At 54.1% G+C, this 18675-nt stretch carries 14 protein-coding genes; 2 read left to right on the top strand and 12 right to left on the bottom strand.

Features of this window, described 5'->3' with window-relative positions:
• Nucleotides 1-50: 50 nt before the first annotated feature.
• The 10 genes from SynMVIR181_RS10695 to rpsT all read right to left on the bottom strand — a co-directional run bounded on the left by SynMVIR181_RS10695 (nt 51) and on the right by rpsT (nt 14907).
• Entirely contained in the window at nt 51-860 is an 810-nt protein-coding gene (locus SynMVIR181_RS10695; protein WP_186589217.1) for a HEAT repeat domain-containing protein, read from the bottom strand.
• Nucleotides 861-897: 37 nt separating this feature from the next.
• Complete coding sequence (locus tag SynMVIR181_RS13325) at nt 898-1023, bottom strand: hypothetical protein (protein WP_255444268.1); 126 nt, start codon at nt 1021-1023, stop codon at nt 898-900.
• Between the two features lie 29 nt (nt 1024-1052).
• A complete protein-coding gene (locus tag SynMVIR181_RS10700) occupies nt 1053-2819 on the bottom strand; it encodes a sodium:solute symporter family protein (protein WP_186589218.1) in 1767 nt (588 codons plus the stop codon).
• Nucleotides 2820-2852: 33 nt separating this feature from the next.
• Complete coding sequence (rlmN, locus tag SynMVIR181_RS10705) at nt 2853-3893, bottom strand: 23S rRNA (adenine(2503)-C(2))-methyltransferase RlmN (protein ID WP_186589219.1); 1041 nt, start codon at nt 3891-3893, stop codon at nt 2853-2855.
• The gene (locus SynMVIR181_RS10710) at nt 3890-4042 is read right to left on the bottom strand and encodes a high light inducible protein (RefSeq protein WP_186589220.1); all 153 of its coding nucleotides are present in this window, start codon (nt 4040-4042) and stop codon (nt 3890-3892) included. Before SynMVIR181_RS10710 ends, rlmN begins: the two co-directional genes overlap by 4 nt.
• A 67-nt stretch (nt 4043-4109) precedes the next feature.
• Nucleotides 4110-8207 (bottom strand): DNA-directed RNA polymerase subunit beta', encoded by a 4098-nt coding sequence (locus tag SynMVIR181_RS10715; protein WP_186589221.1) that lies wholly within the window; start codon nt 8205-8207, stop codon nt 4110-4112.
• A 46-nt stretch (nt 8208-8253) separates the two neighbouring features.
• Nucleotides 8254-10158 (bottom strand): DNA-directed RNA polymerase subunit gamma, encoded by a 1905-nt coding sequence (locus SynMVIR181_RS10720; RefSeq protein ID WP_186589222.1) that lies wholly within the window; start codon nt 10156-10158, stop codon nt 8254-8256.
• A gap of 47 nt (nt 10159-10205) precedes the next feature.
• Complete coding sequence (gene rpoB / locus SynMVIR181_RS10725; protein WP_186523824.1) at nt 10206-13499, bottom strand: DNA-directed RNA polymerase subunit beta; 3294 nt, start codon at nt 13497-13499, stop codon at nt 10206-10208.
• A 272-nt stretch (nt 13500-13771) separates the two neighbouring features.
• Entirely contained in the window at nt 13772-14557 is a 786-nt protein-coding gene (locus SynMVIR181_RS10730; RefSeq protein ID WP_186589223.1) for a TatD family hydrolase, read from the bottom strand.
• A gap of 50 nt (nt 14558-14607) precedes the next feature.
• Complete coding sequence (gene rpsT / locus SynMVIR181_RS10735; protein WP_186590633.1) at nt 14608-14907, bottom strand: 30S ribosomal protein S20; 300 nt, start codon at nt 14905-14907, stop codon at nt 14608-14610.
• A gap of 147 nt (nt 14908-15054) precedes the next feature.
• Between rpsT and hisD the strand changes: the two genes are divergently transcribed.
• A complete protein-coding gene (gene hisD, locus SynMVIR181_RS10740; protein WP_186590634.1) occupies nt 15055-16338 on the top strand; it encodes a histidinol dehydrogenase in 1284 nt (427 codons plus the stop codon).
• 6 nt (nt 16339-16344) lie between these two features.
• Here hisD and rpiA read toward each other — a convergent pair whose 3' ends face one another.
• Nucleotides 16345-17061, bottom strand: a complete 717-nt coding sequence (gene rpiA, locus SynMVIR181_RS10745) for a ribose-5-phosphate isomerase RpiA (RefSeq protein WP_186589224.1) — start codon at nt 17059-17061, stop codon at nt 16345-16347.
• A gap of 37 nt (nt 17062-17098) precedes the next feature.
• A complete protein-coding gene (locus tag SynMVIR181_RS10750) occupies nt 17099-18229 on the bottom strand; it encodes a trypsin-like peptidase domain-containing protein (protein WP_186590635.1) in 1131 nt (376 codons plus the stop codon).
• A 141-nt stretch (nt 18230-18370) separates the two neighbouring features.
• Here SynMVIR181_RS10750 and SynMVIR181_RS10755 point away from each other — a divergent pair, with 141 nt between their 5' ends.
• Nucleotides 18371-18643 (top strand): hypothetical protein, encoded by a 273-nt coding sequence (locus SynMVIR181_RS10755; RefSeq protein ID WP_186523827.1) that lies wholly within the window; start codon nt 18371-18373, stop codon nt 18641-18643.
• The last annotated feature ends 32 nt before the right edge of the window (nt 18644-18675 follow it).

Below are 18675 nucleotides of genomic sequence, written 5' to 3' on the forward strand. Positions count from 1 at the left end.
GTTAAGGGCGAGAACGCGAAGCTGATGGGGGGTCGTGTCAGTTCGTCCTATCAGCTGAACAATCCTTCGTCCATCAAGGTTTGGAGGCGATCCAATACATCGGGGGATTCCATCTGCTCGAGAGCCGTGCGGGCTTCATCGCGAACAGACCTTTCACGATCATGCAAAAGCGCACGGACAAACACCTCAATCACCTCGAGGCGACGGGGTTCAACAAGATGTTCAAGCAAGCGGCCGAGAGCCCAGATGCAATTGCTTCGCACCACGGACTCACTGTCGATTCGCAAGCTAATCAGCAACTGGCCTGCCGCCGGATCTGCCTTTGCCGCAGAGGTCACACCAGCTTCAGCGAGAGAAACAGACGCCCACAAGCGCACAGCCGCCACATCGGTCTGCAAGGCGCGAATCAAGGGATTCAGCACTGGTGCATCCGGATAATTACCAAGACTCCATGCCGTGGCTTTGCGCACATAGGCATTGCTGTCCTCTTGCAGCAATTTCAGAAGGGGTCCCACAGCAGGGGGGGAGGGATTCCGACCGAGGGCGTAGACAGCGCTCATGCGCACAACGGGGCACACCTCCTCTAAGAGGGGCAGCAGAAGCGAAACCGAACGGGGATCTCGATGTTCACAAAACACGCGCAACCCTTGGAGCCGCTGATCATGACCTTGCTGCAACCAATTCAGAGCCTCATCACACTGACGAATGGCCTCTAGAGCATCCTGCTCTGGATCATCGAGATCAATTTCATCAAGGGGATCACCCACCTGTTCAGCTTCAAGCTCACGGGCGAGCACGTCAGGATCAATGGCCAGATTGGCCACACGTGATTCACGATCCAGGGGCGGGAGATCGGTCATGGCATTGATCGTAGAAGCATCGGGTCAACGGACCAGGTCAACTGATTGGAGCTGGCGCAAGCATGTCGCCAGGCAACCAGATACGTGCACTCACCGCAAACAGAGCGAGGCCAAATAAAGCCACGATCAAAATAGGAAGAATGGTGCTGCGAAAAAAACTCACGGTTCTAGTTTTCCATTCATTCTGAAGGGTCACTCAACGGCAAGGCGCGACTGCCGCCCTCGCAAAAGGAGAGAGAGGGACACAACCGTGAGGATTAAACCGGACCAACCTGCAACTTGCTGGTGCAGAAGGAAGGCACCCGAGCCAAGCAGCGCCCCAAACAGAACACAACTACTCAGCACAAACCGAGTGAGGAGATCTCGCAGTGATTCAGAAGCCTCCACCTCACAGCGCCGACGCCAACGACTCCAGCCAGGTCCTGGGGGCTGAACGCGCTGGACGAACCCTTCAAGCACCTCCGCTGACTCCGGAGGAGTGAGCAACATCACCACCACCCAAACCACTGCCGTGATGGCAGTCGTCACCATCAACCTGAGCCCGTAGTCCGAAATTTGAAGAACGGGGATCACAGAGGTGGCCAAGCCAACAAAGAATCCACACACCATCGATGACAGCTCTGCAGCAGCATTAATTCGCCACCAGAACCAACGCAAGACCAGGACCACACCAGGCCCAGTCCCGATCGCGATCACCAGGCGGAACACGGTGCCGATGCTGTCACTGATCAAAGCCGTTAACACCCCCAAAACCAACAAAAGAACGCTGGTGGCCTGTCCAACAAAGAGCAGCTCTTTCTGAGAAGCATCAGGCTTCACAAAGCGCTGATAGAGGTCATGGGTGAGATAACTGGCACCCCAGTTCACAGAGGTGCTAACCGTGCTCATAAAGGCAGCCACTAAGGAAACCACTACGAGACCAAGCACCACAGGCGGGAGGTAGGCCACCGCCAGAGCCGGATAACTCAATTCCCAATCCGCCTGATCGGGCAGCAGCACCAGAGCCGCAAGAGCCACCAAAACCCACAGCCAGCTGCGCAGCAGGTAATTCACCACAAGGAACACCCAGCCGGCCAACCGCGCCTGACGTTCATCGCGGGTGGCAAGCATCCGTTGAATGAATTCACCACCGCCATCGCTACGTCGAAAACTCCACCACTGCACCGTGAGGTAAGCCAAGAAGGTGGAAGCACTGATGCCTGCCCCTCCAATCCAATCGAAACCAGAGTCAGTCCAGCGCCAAGGGACAAGCGACAACACCTCGGGACGACCCAATTCGTTGAGGCTGGTGAGCAGTGCATCCATCCCGCCAGCGGCATGAATGGCAGCCCAAGCCACAGCAAGAGCCCCCACCATCGCCAAAATCAACTGCACAAAATCAGTGATCACAACGGCCCAAAGGCCACCAGCCACCGTGTACACGAGGACCAACAAAGCCACGATCATCAACAACAGCACCGTGTCGGGAAGACCGCCGAGTGCTGGCATGGGCTGATCGGACACAATCCCCAGCGCTTGCACCACCTTTCGCATGGCCAAAAACGCATAACCGATGCCGATGCAATTGATCGGAAGGGCCAGCAAAAAGGCTTTCGTGCCCCGCAGCCAAGCCGCCGTCGCTCCTCCGTAGCGGAGTTCTGTAAAGGCTGCGTCTGTCATCACGCCGCTGCGGCGCCAAAGAGGAGCAAACACCACAGCCATCGCCACATGAGCAAGACCGAACCCCCACCACTCCCAATTCGCTGCCAGGCCTCTAGTGCCCACCAAGCCCGCGACATACAACGGTGTATCGATCGAGAAAGTAGTGGCAGCCATCGAAGCGCCTGCCAACCAACCACTCAGGCTGCGTCCAGCAACGAAATAATCATCTTCCCCCTGATTGCGTCGAGCCAGCCAAAGCCCAAGAAGCAAGGTTCCAATTAGATAAAAGACCAGCAAAAACCAGTCAATCGGTGCCATCGGATCCAATTAAGTCTGCTTTCGCAGTCTCCTCTAAGACCGTCGATTGCGCCGCAACTGTCCACAAGCAGCATCCTGATCCAAGCCGCGGCTAGCTCGCAAACTCACAGCGACGCCACGACGCTCAAGAACGCGCCGAAAGCCCTCAATCCTCTGAGCGGTAGGTCGCTGAAACTCTTCTTCCTCAATGGGGTTGTAGGCAATCAGATTCACATGGCTCTGAAAACCACCCACCCGATCAGCGAGTTCGGCTGCGTGATGCGGATGATCATTGACCCCACCAAGCAGGATGTACTCAAAACTCACCCTCCGCCCCGTCTTGTGGAGGTAATAACGACAATCGTCCAGAAGTGCGTCGTAGGGATAGGTCTTCGCCGTAGGAATCAACTCTTCCCTCAACGCTTGATTAGGCGCATGAAGACTCACAGCCAGCGTGAACTGAGCCCGCCCCAACTGTTTGAGCGCTAGGTCTGCAAGCCGAGGAAGGGTGTGCGGCACTCCAACGGTGCTCACTGTGATCCGGCGTTGACCAATGCCCAGATCGTCATTGATGCAGCGAATCGACTCGAGCACAGCCTCAATGTTGAGCAAAGGCTCACCCATACCCATGAACACCACATGAGAGGGACGACGCTCCATCACCTCTCGGATACTGAGCACCTGGGCAACAATTTCATGGCCCGCTAGGGAGCGTTGCAACCCTCCTTTGCCAGTGGCACAAAAACGACAGGCCATCGGGCATCCGACCTGGCTCGATACACACACCGTGAGACGTTGATCGGTAGGGATTCCAACCGTTTCTAAGGTTTCTCCGTCCTCGGTACCCAACAGCAATTTTGTGGTGGCATCAGCTGCCACACGTCGCTCTCGCTCATGCAAACGCCCCACTGACACCCCATTCTCTTGAAGGGATGCACGCCATGCCTTGGGCAGCACCGTGATGCCCTGAAGATCCTGAGCCCCTTTGGCGTAAAGCCAATCATGGAGCTGCCGGCCGCGAAATGCTGGCTGGCCCTGGGCAACAGCCCACTCTTCAAGCTCGGACTTACTTCGACCGAGAAGCGCGCTGATCACCAGATCAACAAGCCATGACCAATTTTGAACTCCACAATCAAAAGGGAAATGAAGCCGAGCATGGCGGCCCGACCATTCAGCTTTTCAGTGTGGGTATGGAACCCAAAACGGGGAAGTTTCCGCTTTGGGATCAAGGAGGGCTCAATCATGAGCAACACCGGTAAGGAGCAACAGTTTGAAGCGGCAAGAGCCGCTCATACAAAAGGAGCGAAAGAATCATTCATCGCTTAGGAGACCTTGCTCCTGCAGATTTTCAACCGCTGCCGGGTCAAGAACTTGCTCTTCTGCAAGCTCGTTATCGGCATCTGGACGGGTAAAGGCAGCAAAATTGCTGGCCTCTGCCTCAATGCCATGGCGGCTTCGAGTGGCCTCTAGGTCTGCGGCGCTGGGATCGTCCAACAAAGCTGTCGATTTGGCGGCAGGAGCTGCAGGCATATCAACGGTGTAATCAGGGCGAAGATTCTGCATACGGCGATAGCCGGCAGGATCTTCCGAGAGGATATCGGGATGAGGACCAGCTTCCGCTCTTAACTCCTCTTCAAAACCGCTGAAGCCTGTACCTGCGGGAATCAAGCGACCGATGATCACGTTCTCCTTGAGACCACGTAACCAATCGCTCTTACCCTCAATCGCCGCTTCAGTGAGCACACGCGTGGTTTCTTGGAAAGAAGCCGCAGAGATGAAGCTGTCGGTGTTGAGCGATGCCTTAGTAATACCGAGCAAAACTGGCGTGAATTCGGCAGGTGCTCCACCCGTAATCGACATCGCCTGATTGGTGTTTTCCACCTGACGGAGTTCGATCAACTCTCCGGGAAGAAGCGTGGTATCACCAGCATCCTCGATCCGAACTTTGCTGGTCATCTGGCGAACAATCACCTCGATGTGCTTGTCGTGAATCGACACGCCCTGCGACTTGTAGACGTTCTGGACTTCGGTCACAAGGCGATGCTGAAGCTTGGCAATCGCTTCCTGAGCCGCATCCATCAAAGGCTTACGGCTGCGCAGGTCCTCAAAGAAGCACTCAAGCAACTCATGGGGATTGATAGGACCGTCAGTCAGAAGTTCACCAGCGTTCACCTGCTGGCTATCACTCACCATCACGTTCCGACCAAGCAGGATCGGGTATTCAGCGATCGCATCGTCGGACTCGATCACGGTCACCGTGGTGAACTCATCGTCTTCTCCCTGTTTGATTTCTACGGTGCCTGGCTTTTTGCAAAGGATCGAAGACTCACGGGGACGCCTTGCCTCGAGCAACTCCTCAATACGAGGAAGACCCTGAACAATGTCACCAGTTTTCTGACGTTCAAAGACCAGAAGAGCCAAGCCATCACCGCGCTGGACAAGATCTCCATCGCGAACATGCAACAACGAGTCGGGCGAAATCATGTAAGGACGCCCCAAACGCATGGTGACGGAGCTAGCGCTCACCTGCTCCACCTCACCACAGCAATCTGAAGGCTGACCCTGAGCCAGCTCTTCGCCATCCACCACACGCTGTCCAACGGTGACGACAGGCGCTCCAGAGGTCTTGATCGTGATCGTGTCCTCAGGCCTTTCAACGATCAAACGTCTGACAGGCTCCTCTTCTGTGGCTTCTGGCATCTCAGCGACACCAGCCTGCTTACAGAGAATCTGCGTGGTTGCAACCACATCACCCGCCTTGATGGACTGTCCGTCTTCGACCTGGAGCTCCGTATGAGTGGAGCCATGACTGGAATCAGAAATGGTGTCACGACGCACCAAGATGCTTTCCAGGATCACGAGTTGGAGACGCTCAATCGTTTTGGCCCTCTTATCGGGAATCGCTTCCACATCCACAGTCATCTGTGGAGTGGTCTCAAACGTTTCCAAAATCAATTGAGTTCGCAGCAACTCAACCCCTTCAACTGATTTGACCAACTCGTTGTCTTTAAAGGCCAAACGTTGCGTCGCTTTGATCCCGAGATGGGGACCATTGGGCTGCTTGACATGGCCCAAATCAGGAAGCTGGGCCTCATTGGGGATGGTGTATTCCTCAACAGGACGGAGCAATAGGCCAGTGCCCTCAGGGGTTTCAACGGCCTGAACAAACACCATGGCCTCGGTACTGATGCCCTTGGCGATTGCTTCGCCTGGATTCACCATGACGCCATCGCCCTGAAAACGCTCGAGCGCTTTCTTCTCTGTGCAGAGATGGAAACTGCCGCTGCGAACAATGATTTCGCGAAGAATATCGTTCTTCTGAGTCACACTCACGATGCCTGCGGTCTGACTGAAAATGTCCTTCACCACTTCGGTGCCGGCTTCAATCCATTGACCATCAGTAATCATCAACAAAGAAATATCTTTGTTGATTTCATGCGTTTCCTGAGGAATCCACAACAAGGTGCCGCCCTTATTGACCTCATAGCCATTTTTGGCGGAACGAGCTTTCTTAATTGCAAGTCCCGGTGCGAATTTCACTAATCCGCCGGTTTGTGTGCGGAAGCGATCATCAGCCAGTTCAGCAATCACCTCTGCGTTGCCGATTTTGCTTCCAGGGATGGTATTCAGGCGATAACGGGTACCATCCTTGGCTTCAAGATTCCAGATCTCACCAGCGTGGGTTGATTCGCCGAGAAGTTTGAAATCGCGGAGCGTCATTGAAGTCGTAACGATCTGCACCTCACGCGAATCACCCAAGGCTTCACGCAAGCGAATCGCACCGCCATACTCACTGGCTTGACTGGCTTCAGCAAGCACCTGAGCAGGGATGACGGACCCACCTGACGAAACAACTGGGCGCGCATTTGGAGGCAAGTTGTATACATCACCAGCAAGAACCCACATCCGGCCCAGACGCTGAGCTTTATGGGTGATGTTGCCCTGCCTGTCAGTCACCTCGCGGGGCTGAATCGTGGGGTCGTAGCTGACCTGACCTGCCAGGTCGCAGATCACATCTTTAGTGGCTTTCTCAACACTCTTCTGCACGGCGCCAGCCGCAATGGTTGCCACCGTCACGTCAGAGGCGATCTTCTGACCGTCGTCAACAAACAGAAGCGAACCCGTAGTGATTTCGATCTTCTGTGGCTTACCACTTCCATTGGGCTTAATCGTGAGCGAGAAGTCCACATCGGACTGCTGTGCATTCACACCATGGGGTGTGCGGTAAGGACGAACTCTCGCTTTCGAGCCAAATTCAACGGTGCCTTCCAATTTTGAGCGAACCACGCCACTCTCAGCCGTTGACACGCCACCGGTGTGGAACGTTCTCATCGTGAGCTGGGTACCAGGCTCGCCAATGGATTGAGCCGCGATGATTCCAACCGCTTCGCCCAAGTCAACCAAGTGATTATGGGCAAGAGCCCAGCCGTAGCACTTCCGGCATACGGAACGATTGGCTTCACAAGTCAGCGGAGAACGAACCGTCAGCGCGGAGACACCTGCAGCTTCAAAGCGTTTTGAGAGGGGTGGATCAATTTCGGTGTTGCGCTCAACGATCACCTCACCATCAGCTCCAAGTACCTGATCAGCGGTCAATCGTCCGACCAGGCGATTACCAAAACGACCGTCCTCTGCCTTAACCACGATCGAACGCATGGTGCCGCAGTCGTCCTCACGAACAATCACGTCTTGAGCGACGTCCACCAAACGGCGGGTGAGGTAGCCAGAGTCAGCCGTACGCAGCGCGGTGTCAACAAGTCCCTTACGGGCGCCGTAGGAGGAGATCACGTATTCCGTGACCGTGAGTCCCTCACGGAAATTGGTGCGGATCGGCAGGTCAATGATCTCCCCTTGAGGGTTCGCCATCAAACCGCGCATGCCCACCAGCTGACGGACTTGGGACATATTGCCCCGAGCCCCAGAGTTGGCCATCATCCAGACCGAGTTGAGCGGATCGTTTTCGTTGAAGTTCTTTTTGACAGCATCAACCAAACGCTCGTTGGTCTCCGTCCAGGTGTCGATCACCTTGGTGTGACGCTCAACCTCTGTGATCACCCCGAGCCGGTAGGACTCCTCGGTCTCCGTAATCAGCTCTTCAGCTTGAGCGAGCAGCTCTTTCTTTGCAGCAGGAACCTTCAGGTCGTTGACCGAAATCGAAACGGCAGCCTGAGTGGCGTACTTGAAACCCAGATCTTTCAGTTGATCCGCCATCGACGCGGTAACAGCCGTTCCGTGATTCTTAAAGGCCCATGCAACAAGTTCCTTTAGGACCTTCTTATCAACAACGCGGTTGCGGAAGGGAGGCGGTGTTTTGGTTAGTGCTCGAGATTTTGCATGAGCAGCTGCTGCTGCCTTAGCGGCCTTGGCAGCTTTCGCAGACTTGCGGGATTTGGAGGGTGTAGAGGTCATGACAGCGCTTAAACAGAAGGAAAGGGAAGGCTTTGTGAGAGGGGCTTCAGGTGGCTGCCACCGCGTCGATGATCGTGTAATTCATCACCACACGTCCAACGGTCGTCAGGATGTATCGGCTGATCAAAGCGCCGTCTTCGTCAAAGCGGTCACGGCGATACGTCCATTGTTCAAAACGAGTGCCATCACTGAGGGTTTCGCTTTTGATGGGCTCTTCACGCTCGTCTTCGTCATCAACCTCACCGTTAAACCGAACCCAAACCCAGTCATGCAAGGTGATTCGATTGTCTTCATAGGCATGAATCACATCTTCAAGACTGGAGTAGGTGCGAGAGCGATCACCAAACTCAATCGGATGCATGTGGGGCTGCAAAGCCGTTAGGTAATAAGAACCAAGCACCATGTCTTGGGATGGCGTGATGATCGGATCACCAGTGGCTGGAGACAGAATGTTGTTGCTCGCCAACATCAACATGCGGGCTTCCGTTTGTGCCTCGATAGCGAGTGGCACGTGAACGGCCATCTGGTCTCCATCAAAGTCAGCGTTGAACGCGGGACAAACGAGGGGGTGAAGTTGGATCGCTCTGCCATCCACCAATTTGGGTTCAAAAGCTTGAATTCCTAAGCGGTGGAGCGTGGGAGCTCGGTTCAGCATGATTGGGTGACCGTCGATCACCTCCTGAAGAACCTGCATCACTTCATCGTCAGCGCGCTGAATCAGCTTTTTCGCTGCCTTGATGTTGTTAACGATGTTTTGACGAATCAGGCGATGAATCACAAACGGCTGGAAGAGCTCGATTGCCATCTCTTTAGGCAAACCACACTGGTGCATCTTCAGCTTGGGTCCCACCACGATGACGGAACGACCTGAATAATCCACACGCTTGCCAAGCAAGTTTTGGCGGAAACGACCCTGCTTACCTTCGATAATGTCGCTTAATGACTTAAGCGGGCGATTATTAGCTCCAACAACAGTTCGACCACGTCGGCCATTATCTATTAAGGCATCAACCGCTTCTTGAAGCATCCGCTTTTCATTGCGAACAATGATCTCCGGAGCAAGGATTTCCTGAAGGCGGGCTAGACGATTATTGCGATTAATAACCCGTCGATAGAGATCATTGAGGTCAGAGGTCGCAAAACGACCACCATCCAGCTGCACCATCGGCCGCAGATCTGGCGGAATAACAGGAATGGCATCCAACACCATCCACTCAGGGCGAGCGTTGGTGGCAATGAAGTTATCAATTACACGAAGGCGCTTAATCAACTTGGCGCGTTTCTGTCCCTTACTACCAGCAATCTCCTCACGTAATTGCTCCGCTACAGCATTGAGTTGAAGATCTTCAAGCAGCTGCTTCAGCGCCTCGGCACCAATCCCAACGACGGGTTCGTTCTCAATTTCCGAATCTTCTGCATAAATCTCATCTTCGATTTCAAGCCACTCATCTTCCGTGAGCAACTGCTTGTACTTCAGATCTTTGTGATCGCCAGCATCCAGGACCACATAACAGTTGAAATAAACAATCTGCTCAACATCCCGCAGAGGCATATCCAAAAGGATGGCCACATAACTTGGGATCCCTTTCAGGTACCAAACATGAGAGACGGGGGCCGCCAACTTAATGAAGCCCATGCGGTGACGTCGCACCCGACTCTCTGTGACCTCAACGCCACAGCGCTCACAAACGATGCCGCGGTGACGAACTCGCTTGTACTTACCGCAATGGCATTCCCAATCCTTGGAGGGACCAAAGATCTTTTCGCAGAACAAGCCATCCATCTCCGGCTTGAGCGTGCGGTAGTTGATGGTTTCAGGCTTGGTCACTTCTCCAACCACCTGTCCATTCGGCAAGGTGCGCTGACCCCACTCCATGACCCGATCGGGTGATGCGAGTGTGATTTTGACGTAGTCGAAGTGGTTCTCTGTACGCAGATTGCTGTTGGTCATTGGCGTTTAAGAAAAAAGGCGGTTGTGTCGTTTCGTTCGTTGATCCGTCAGTCCTCGTCGTAATCCGCGACGCCTAAGGATTCGTATGTGGGCCTGCTTGGGGTACTGCGGCGTGGATTCACGTCTTGCATGAGATCCACTTCCTTGCCCTCATCGGTAAACACAGCAATATCCAAGCCAAGAGACTGGAGTTCGCGCATCAGCACCTTGAAGGACTCGGGTGTACCGGGACGTGGAATCGGCTTGCCTTTCACGATGGCGTTGAGAGCTTCGTTGCGTCCCTGCATATCGTCCGACTTGACCGTGAGCAGTTCCTGCAACGTGTAGGCGGCGCCGTAGGCCTCGAGCGCCCACACCTCCATTTCACCCAAACGCTGGCCGCCTTGCTGGGCCTTACCACCCAATGGCTGCTGAGTCACCAAGGAGTAAGGGCCGGTAGAGCGGGCATGAATTTTGTCGTCCACCAGGTGGACCAGCTTGAGGAAGTGGGAATATCCAACCGCTACAGGTTGGTCAAAGGGTTCACCGGTCCTTCCATCTCTCAGCAGGAGTTTTCCTGGATTTTCCGGGTTGAAGATCCAATCTTTTCCTGGCTGACTCGCCGCTTCCTTGAGGTACGCCTGAACAGTCTGTTGAGACTTCTCAGCGCCATACATCTCGTCGAAAGGAACAATTTTCACGCGGCAATCGAGGTTGTGAGCAGCCCAACCCATAAGCAGCTCAAACACCTGCCCCACGTTCATACGGCTCGGTACTCCCAAAGGATTCAGACAGATGTCCACTGGGGTGCCATCCGGCAAGTAGGGCATATCTTCACGAGGAAGAATGCGGCTGATGATGCCTTTGTTGCCATGGCGACCAGCCATTTTGTCGCCAACCTGAATTTTGCGACGCTGGGCGACATAGACCCGCACCACCATGTTGGCGCCAGGGGGTAATTCGTCTCCCTGTTCACGGGTGTAAATCCTTACGTCAACAACACGACCGCGTTCAGTGCTGGGAACGCGCAAAGAGTTGTCACGAACATCACGAGCTTTTTCCCCGAAAATCGCACGCAACAGTTTCTCTTCAGGCGGTTGATCAGATTCACCTTTCGGCGTCACTTTGCCGACAAGGATGTCTCCACTTTCCACAAAGGCGCCGATACGAATAATCCCCATCTCATCGAGATTGCCGAGACTTTCTTCTGCGACATTGGGGATTTCGCGGGTGATCTCTTCAGGACCCAATTTGGTCTGACGAGCCTCAATCTCATACTTCTCGATATGAACGGAAGTATAAAGATCATCATTTACCAATCGCTCACTGACAAGGATCGCATCCTCATAGTTATATCCCTCCCAGGGCATATAAGCGATGAGGACATTCTGGCCGAGAGCAATCTCTCCACCTTCACATGCTGAACCGTCCGCAAGAACCTGACCGATAATGACCGGATCACCCTGTCGAACGATGGGGCGCTGGTTTAAGCAGGTGTCTTGATTGGAGCGCTGATATTTCTGCAGAAAATGCGTGTGGTCGTAGCCCTCTTCATCACGCACCACGATTGCAGTTGCATCAACGAAGGTAACCGACCCATTCACTCGCGAGATTGGGACCATTCCTGAGTCACGGGCCACCTGAGTTTCCAGGCCAGTACCAACAAGAGGTCGCTCTGGACGAAGCAAAGGCACCGCCTGACGCTGCATGTTGGACCCCATCAAGGCACGGTTGGCATCGTCATGTTCCAGGAAAGGAATCAGTGACGTCGCCACCGAAATCACCTGCACCGGTGACAACTGCACATAATCGACCTGCTCAGGAGGAACCTTTTCGAAGTCCTGCCTATAACGAACGGGGATGAGCTCAGCCAAGATTTGACCATCGGCATCTGTCGCAACGTCACCAGGAGCGACACGACACTCATCTTCAAGATCAGCAGAGAGGTAGATCGGGTCTCCGCTCTTTTGAACGACTCCGTTCTCGACTCTCCAGAACGGAGTTTCGATGAAGCCATATTCATTCACTCGGGCATGGGTGGCCAGAGAGTTAATGAGACCAGCGTTCGGGCCTTCTGGAGTCTCAATCGGACAAAGACGTCCGTAATGAGAAGGATGAATATCTCGCACAGCAAAGCCTGCGCGTTCTCGGGTGAGGCCGCCTGGACCAAGAGCAGAAATCCTGCGCTTGTGCGTGAGCTCAGCCAGAGGATTCGTCTGATCCATGAACTGGCTCAGCTGACTGGAGCCGAAGAACTCTTTAATCGCCGCAACAAGTGGCTTGGGATTCACCAATTGAGCGGGGGTGAGTGAGTCGGTTTCACCAACTGTCATCCGCTCCTTGATAATCCGCTCAAGGCGATTTAAGCCAACGCGAACCTGGTTCTGAAGAAGCTCGCCAACAGAGCGAACGCGTCGATTACCCAGGTGATCGATGTCATCAAGGCTTGCGCCACCCACATCAAGCTCAAGATTGATGAGGTAATCGAGAGTCGACAGAACATCCTCGTGGGTGAGGGTGCGAACCGAATCAGGAATCGTGAGCCGCAGCTTTTTGTTGATCTTGTAGCGACCAACACGCCCAAGGTCGTAACGCTTGGGGTCAAAGAATCGGGTTTGCAATAGCTGCTGGCCACCGCTCACCGAGGGTGGTTCCCCTGGACGCAACTTTTTATACAGCTCAAGAAGCGCTTGATCCTCGGAGCTAATGCCCTCGTCGTTCGCGGCCTCGATCGATTTTTTGTAGTACTCGGGATGTCTGAGCTTATCGACAACATCGTTGTCGGATAATCCCATCGCCCGCATTAAAACGTGAGCATTAATTTTTCGTGTCTTATCAACACGAACATGAAGCAAATCATTTTTATCCGTCTCAAACTTCAACCAAGCCCCACGATTGGGAATCACGCTTGCATTGTAAGTACGACGACCGTTCTTATCCTGCTCATCCTTAAAATAAACACCTGGGCTACGAACAATCTGGTTAACAATGACCCGTTCGGCACCATTAATGATGAACGTTCCACGTTCAGTCATCAATGGAAGTTCTCCAATGAAAACTTCCTGTTCTTTGATTTCGCCGGTTTCTTTATTAACCAAACGGCATGTCACATACATCTGTGATGCAAAAGTCGCATCACGACGTTTTGCTTCTTCCACATCGTGCCGAGGCCGCTTAAGGCGATACTCACTTCCTACGAAGTGCAGCTCCAACTTGCCGGTGTAATCCGTAATGGGTGAGAAGCTCTCCAGCTCCTCGATAAGGCCCTTATCCAGAAACCACTTAAAACTTGCCCGCTGCACCTCCACCAAATCGGGCAGATAGGTGACGGTCTTGGCGACTTGAATCGCGCTGCTGCTCATGCGGAGACCTGCAGTTGAAAAGTGGGAACAAAGGCCTGAAGGATCGTCAGATACTCAAAATCAAAATCTCGTCGCCACAAGAAGATGCAGTCATCCCGATCAAGGAATGACTGCCGTACTCCATGGCTTTAGAGGTTTTTGGTCTGAACAGATGACGTCGTCAATGAACCGGAAGGAAATGGACGCTTCTGGGGCCGAAAACACAGAGTCTGCATTTTGGCCAGGCCGATTGAACATCTTACACTTTCATGCCTACCTCAATGGAGCCTTTGTCAGGGAAGCGCGAACAAGCTTCTGGCATTGGCGGTGCTGGCATCAGCCACTTCCATCACGGTCTGCCCCCTCAGCTCGGCCACGCGTTCGGCAACTGATGCCACAAAAGCAGGTTCATTTCTCTTGCCGCGCCTGGGGACTGGGGCAAGAAATGGGCAATCGGTCTCAACAAGAAATCGATCTTGCGGTACGTCTTTGGCGCAGATATGCGTATCAACGGCTTTCGGGAAGGTCACCGTTCCACTGAAACTGATGTAGAAACCAAATTCGAGAAAAGCGGCCATTTCCGAAGGAGTCCCGCCCCAGCAATGCATCACGCCCCGTGGGCACGTTCCCCTGAGTTGTCTCTCACGGAGTTCAGCCAGCATCGGTTCAGCAGCATCACGGCAGTGAACAATCACAGGCAGATCCAGCTCCACAGCGAGATCCAGTTGAGGCTTCAGCACAGACAGCTGCTGATCCAGGTTTTTATCTCGAAACAGATCGAGACCAAGCTCACCAATGGCCACGACACGGGAATCGTCTTTGGCTGCGGCGCGTAAGACATCAACGGTATCGGTAGCCCAATGCTCCGTATCAAGCGGATGAACTCCGACGGAGTAACGCATTTCAGGGAAACGGTCGGCCAAAGCTCGAATCGCCGGAATCTCCGAAGGCTCAACGCAGGCGTGTAGCAATGATGTGACACCAGCTTCTCGCCATCGAGAAGCAACCTCATCAAGATCGTCCTCAAACGTACGGAAGACGATGTGACAGTGGCTGTCGATCAGGGTTGGAATGGACATCAGATCAGGACCTGAAACGCGCCTTCAGGCCCCATTGTGCCGGGGAGAGATCAGCTAACGCTGGGCTCGATAGCGCTCTTCACAGCAGTACTCAAACGAGACTTTTGATGCGCTCCGGTGTTGCGGTGCATCACTCCGCGCTTAACCGCTTTATCGATTTTACTAAAAGCAGCGTTCAGGCTGGCTGTCAGCGTGGTTTTAGCCTCTTCACCTGGGGCCTCGCTGTAGGCACTGCATGCGGTGAAACAGCGCTTCATGAGGGTACGCAGCGCTGATTTATACGCTTTGTTCTGTAAGCGATTGCGCTCGCCGATCTCGACGCGCTTCTTCGATGACTTGTTATTGGCCACAGAGCCGGATTTCAGTTCAACAATCTGTGACCATAACCCACCGCGCCTCCAATCATCGAGCACATGGTTCATGGGCCACTTAGTTTGATCAAGAACAACGAACAGGTGATGACAGTGCTGAGCAATGAGCATCCGCCTGCCGGTCTCATGCGCTGCATCAGCACCGCTAAGCAAGCCGAACAAGAACTTGATCGGATTGCAACCAGAACCACCGGAGCAACCCAGCGAGAAGCGGAGCAACGGGTTCAAGAGATTTTGGAGCAGGTCAGGAGGGATGGGGATCAAGCGCTCATCTTCCTCACAGAGCAATTTGACGGCTTCCGTCCAGAACCTCTGCGCATCGATCCAGGCCTGCTGGAACAAGCCTGGATCGACACGCCTGCCAACCTTCGCGACGCCTTGGATCTCGCGCACCGACGAATCCAAGATTTTCATCAGCGACAACGTCCCTCTGACCTCAGTGTCTCCGGGATTCACGGGGAACAGCTCGGGCGGCGATGGCGCCCGGTTGAGGCAGCCGGTCTCTACATCCCCGGGGGCAGAGCTGCATACCCCAGCACAGTTTTGATGAATGCTGTGCCTGCAAAAGCTGCGGGCGTGAAGCGAATTGCGATGGTCACCCCTGCTGGGGCGAACGGATTGATTAACACCACTGTTCTTGCAGCAGCTCACATTGCTGGGATCCGCGAGGTGTATCGAGTGGGCGGTGCACAAGCAATCGCAGCGCTTGCTTATGGAACAGAAACCATCCAAAAGGTTGATGTCATCAGTGGTCCAGGAAATCTTTTTGTGACCTTGGCCAAAAAATCGGTCTATGGGCAGGTGGGAATTGATTCTCTGGCAGGCCCAAGTGAAGTCCTGGTGATCGCCGACCAAACAGCCAAGCCAGAGCAGGTGGCGGCTGACCTCCTAGCTCAGGCAGAACATGACCCACTTGCTGCAGCCATCTTGCTCACCACGGAAGAGGAGCTCTCTCGATCTGTTCCCGTAGAGATTGAACGTCAACTTGCGTCCCATCCACGCGAAAACATTTGCAGGCAATCTTTAAATCAATGGGGGCTGATTGTGACTTGCAACAGCCTTGAGCAGTGCGCAAGCCTCAGCGATCGCTTCGCTCCTGAGCATTTAGAACTCCTTGTGGAGCGACCAAGAATGATGGCTGACCGCATTAACCACGCAGGTGCCATTTTTATTGGCCCATGGAGCCCGGAAGCAGTCGGAGATTATTTAGCCGGTCCCAATCACACACTTCCCACCTGTGGCGCTGCTCGATTTAGTGGTGCGCTCAGTGTTGAGACGTTCATGAGTCATACCTCGCTCATCGAGTTCAACAAGGAAGCCCTTGATGCAACCGGCGTGGCTGTGGAGACCTTGGCGATGAGCGAAGGTCTCCACAGCCACGCCAATTCGGTAAGGGTCCGTCTTCAGTGAGGGGCGTTATCCCACACGTTCCAAGCTGCGCACTCCAGCAACACCATCGTTGATTTCACCAACGAGAACTTCGTCAGCAAGGTTGACGAAGAGGCCGTTCTCCAAAACACCTGGAAGATTGTTGATGTCACGCTCAAGGGCAATCGGATCAGAGATTCCAGCCTCAAATCGCACATCCAGAACAAGATTGCCCTGGTCGGTCACCACAGGCCCTGCTTTACGGGTTGCCATGCGGAGTTCTGCAACTCCTCCCATTGATTTCAAACGGGATTGAACTTGCACCCATGCGCCAGGAAGCACTTCAACCGGTAATAAAAAGTCGAGGTTTAGACGCTGAACAAGCTTTGTCGAATCAACCACAACGATGAAGCGTTCTGCTCGGTCAGCAACAAGCTTTTCTTGCACATGGCAGGCACCACCACCTTTAATTAACTGAAAGGAAGGATCCACTTCATCAGCACCGTCGATCGCCAAATCGATGCGATCAATGGCGTTCAAAGCACGCAAGGGAATCCCCAACTCAGCGGCAAGAACTTCTCCTTGAAACGAGGTGGTCACCCCGACAATGTCGTGAAGCTGACCTGCTGCCAGTCGTGCCCCGAGGCCTTGAATCATCAAAGCTGCAGTGGACCCCGAGCCAAGGCCAACGACCATGCCGTCACGAATCTGGGCAACAGCCGCCTCCGCGACGGCTTCCTTCATTTGAGTTTGGAGATCCGACATCGATCAACTGCTGAGGGCGAGACCGTAGCAAGAGCTCTCAGCTCATTCCTGGCAAAGGAGCCGGTTTCACCGACAGCTGCAGATCTCCCCCGCTGCGAAGAATCTGCAACAGCAACGGCTGGTCGATTTCAGCTTGGTCGACCTGTTTCAACAAATCCTGAGGATCTCGAATGGTGTCGTCGCCAGCTTGAATAATGAGATCACCGCGCCGTAATCCTGCACGTTGAGCAGGGCTATCGGGCAGAACCGATTGAACCAACGCACCGGAGCGTTCCGGCAATTCAACGAGAGCGTTGGGGTCACGATTGTGTTCTCGCGCAATTCGAGCCGTAAGAGGAACAAGTTGAACTCCCAAGTAGGGATGTACAACCTCACCATCCTTTTGGAGTTGATCAGCAACTCGGGAAGCCAAATTGATCGGGATCGCGAAGCCCAATCCGGCGCCTGGACCAGAGCGGACCAGCGTGTTGATCCCAATCACTTCACCGGAAGCATTCACAAGCGGCCCGCCTGAATTACCAGGATTAATGGCGGCATCGGTCTGGATCAGATCCAGCCGCTTGTCGGAAAAGCCAAGGCTGCTGATATTGCGATGAAGACTGCTGACAATCCCCAACGTGACCGTTCGCTCCAAGCCGTAGGGAGTACCTAACGCAATCGCCCAATCACCCACCTCCAAGGCCTCGGAGTCACCCAACGTTGCAGGTGAGGGCAGGGCTCGTCCGGACAATTTGACCAGCGCGAGATCGGTGACCGGATCTTGTCCAATCACTTCCCCATCTCTCTGTTCCCCATCAGACAACGTCACATTCACAGTGGTGACTTGATCAACAACGTGGGCATTCGTCAAAACCAGACCACGCCCATCGATCACAACCCCTGACCCCTGACCCCTCTGTCGCTCAGGGCCGATCCCATAGCCCGGTTCTCCCAGGAGATCACGAAGGAGGGGATCGATCAAATTCGGATCAAACGGCTGCCGCTCGATCAAGCGCTCGGTGTCAATCCGTACAACCGACGGCGCCACCTCGCGGACGGCGTTGGCAACAAAGCTGTGGCCACCGGCTGTAAACGACAGATCAGCAGCGTGAACAGGAAGGCTTCCAAAGCAAGACATGACCAATAGGGCTGTCAGGCAACAACAGCGAATGATTTGCAAAACCTTCATGCCGGCGGCCAAGGGTCGTGAATACTTAAGAATCGTCACGCTAGTGGCCCCACTCTTGTGAACGGCGCACGCTCACCATGCAACTCACTTGAAGAGGAAGCACGGCATTAGTTTGTTCAACTCTTTCTTCACTGCAGAGCTATGACCGTGTCGTCAAAAGCACAACTTCGATGCGAGCTCTGTCAGATCGAGATCAATGAAAACGCTGATCAAGGCGACGAGGTTTTGTTCAGTCGTGGTGCCACCGGGAGTCGCAGCAAACTTTGGGCTCGCGTGTGTCAGTACCTAAAAACAGGTGAGCAGAAGGCTGCTTGCATCAATCAAGACGCATCCCAACGCGGCACCGAGAAGCCTGGTGATCGCTACGAAGACGTCGCCCCTGTTGAAGTCGGAGGCACTCAGGCCGAAAACTGATCCCGATCGTGCATGATCCAATCCTGGACTGG

The organism is Synechococcus sp. MVIR-18-1, assembly GCF_014279835.1.
In the GTDB taxonomy this organism is placed as follows: Bacteria; Cyanobacteriota; Cyanobacteriia; order PCC-6307; family Cyanobiaceae; genus Synechococcus_C.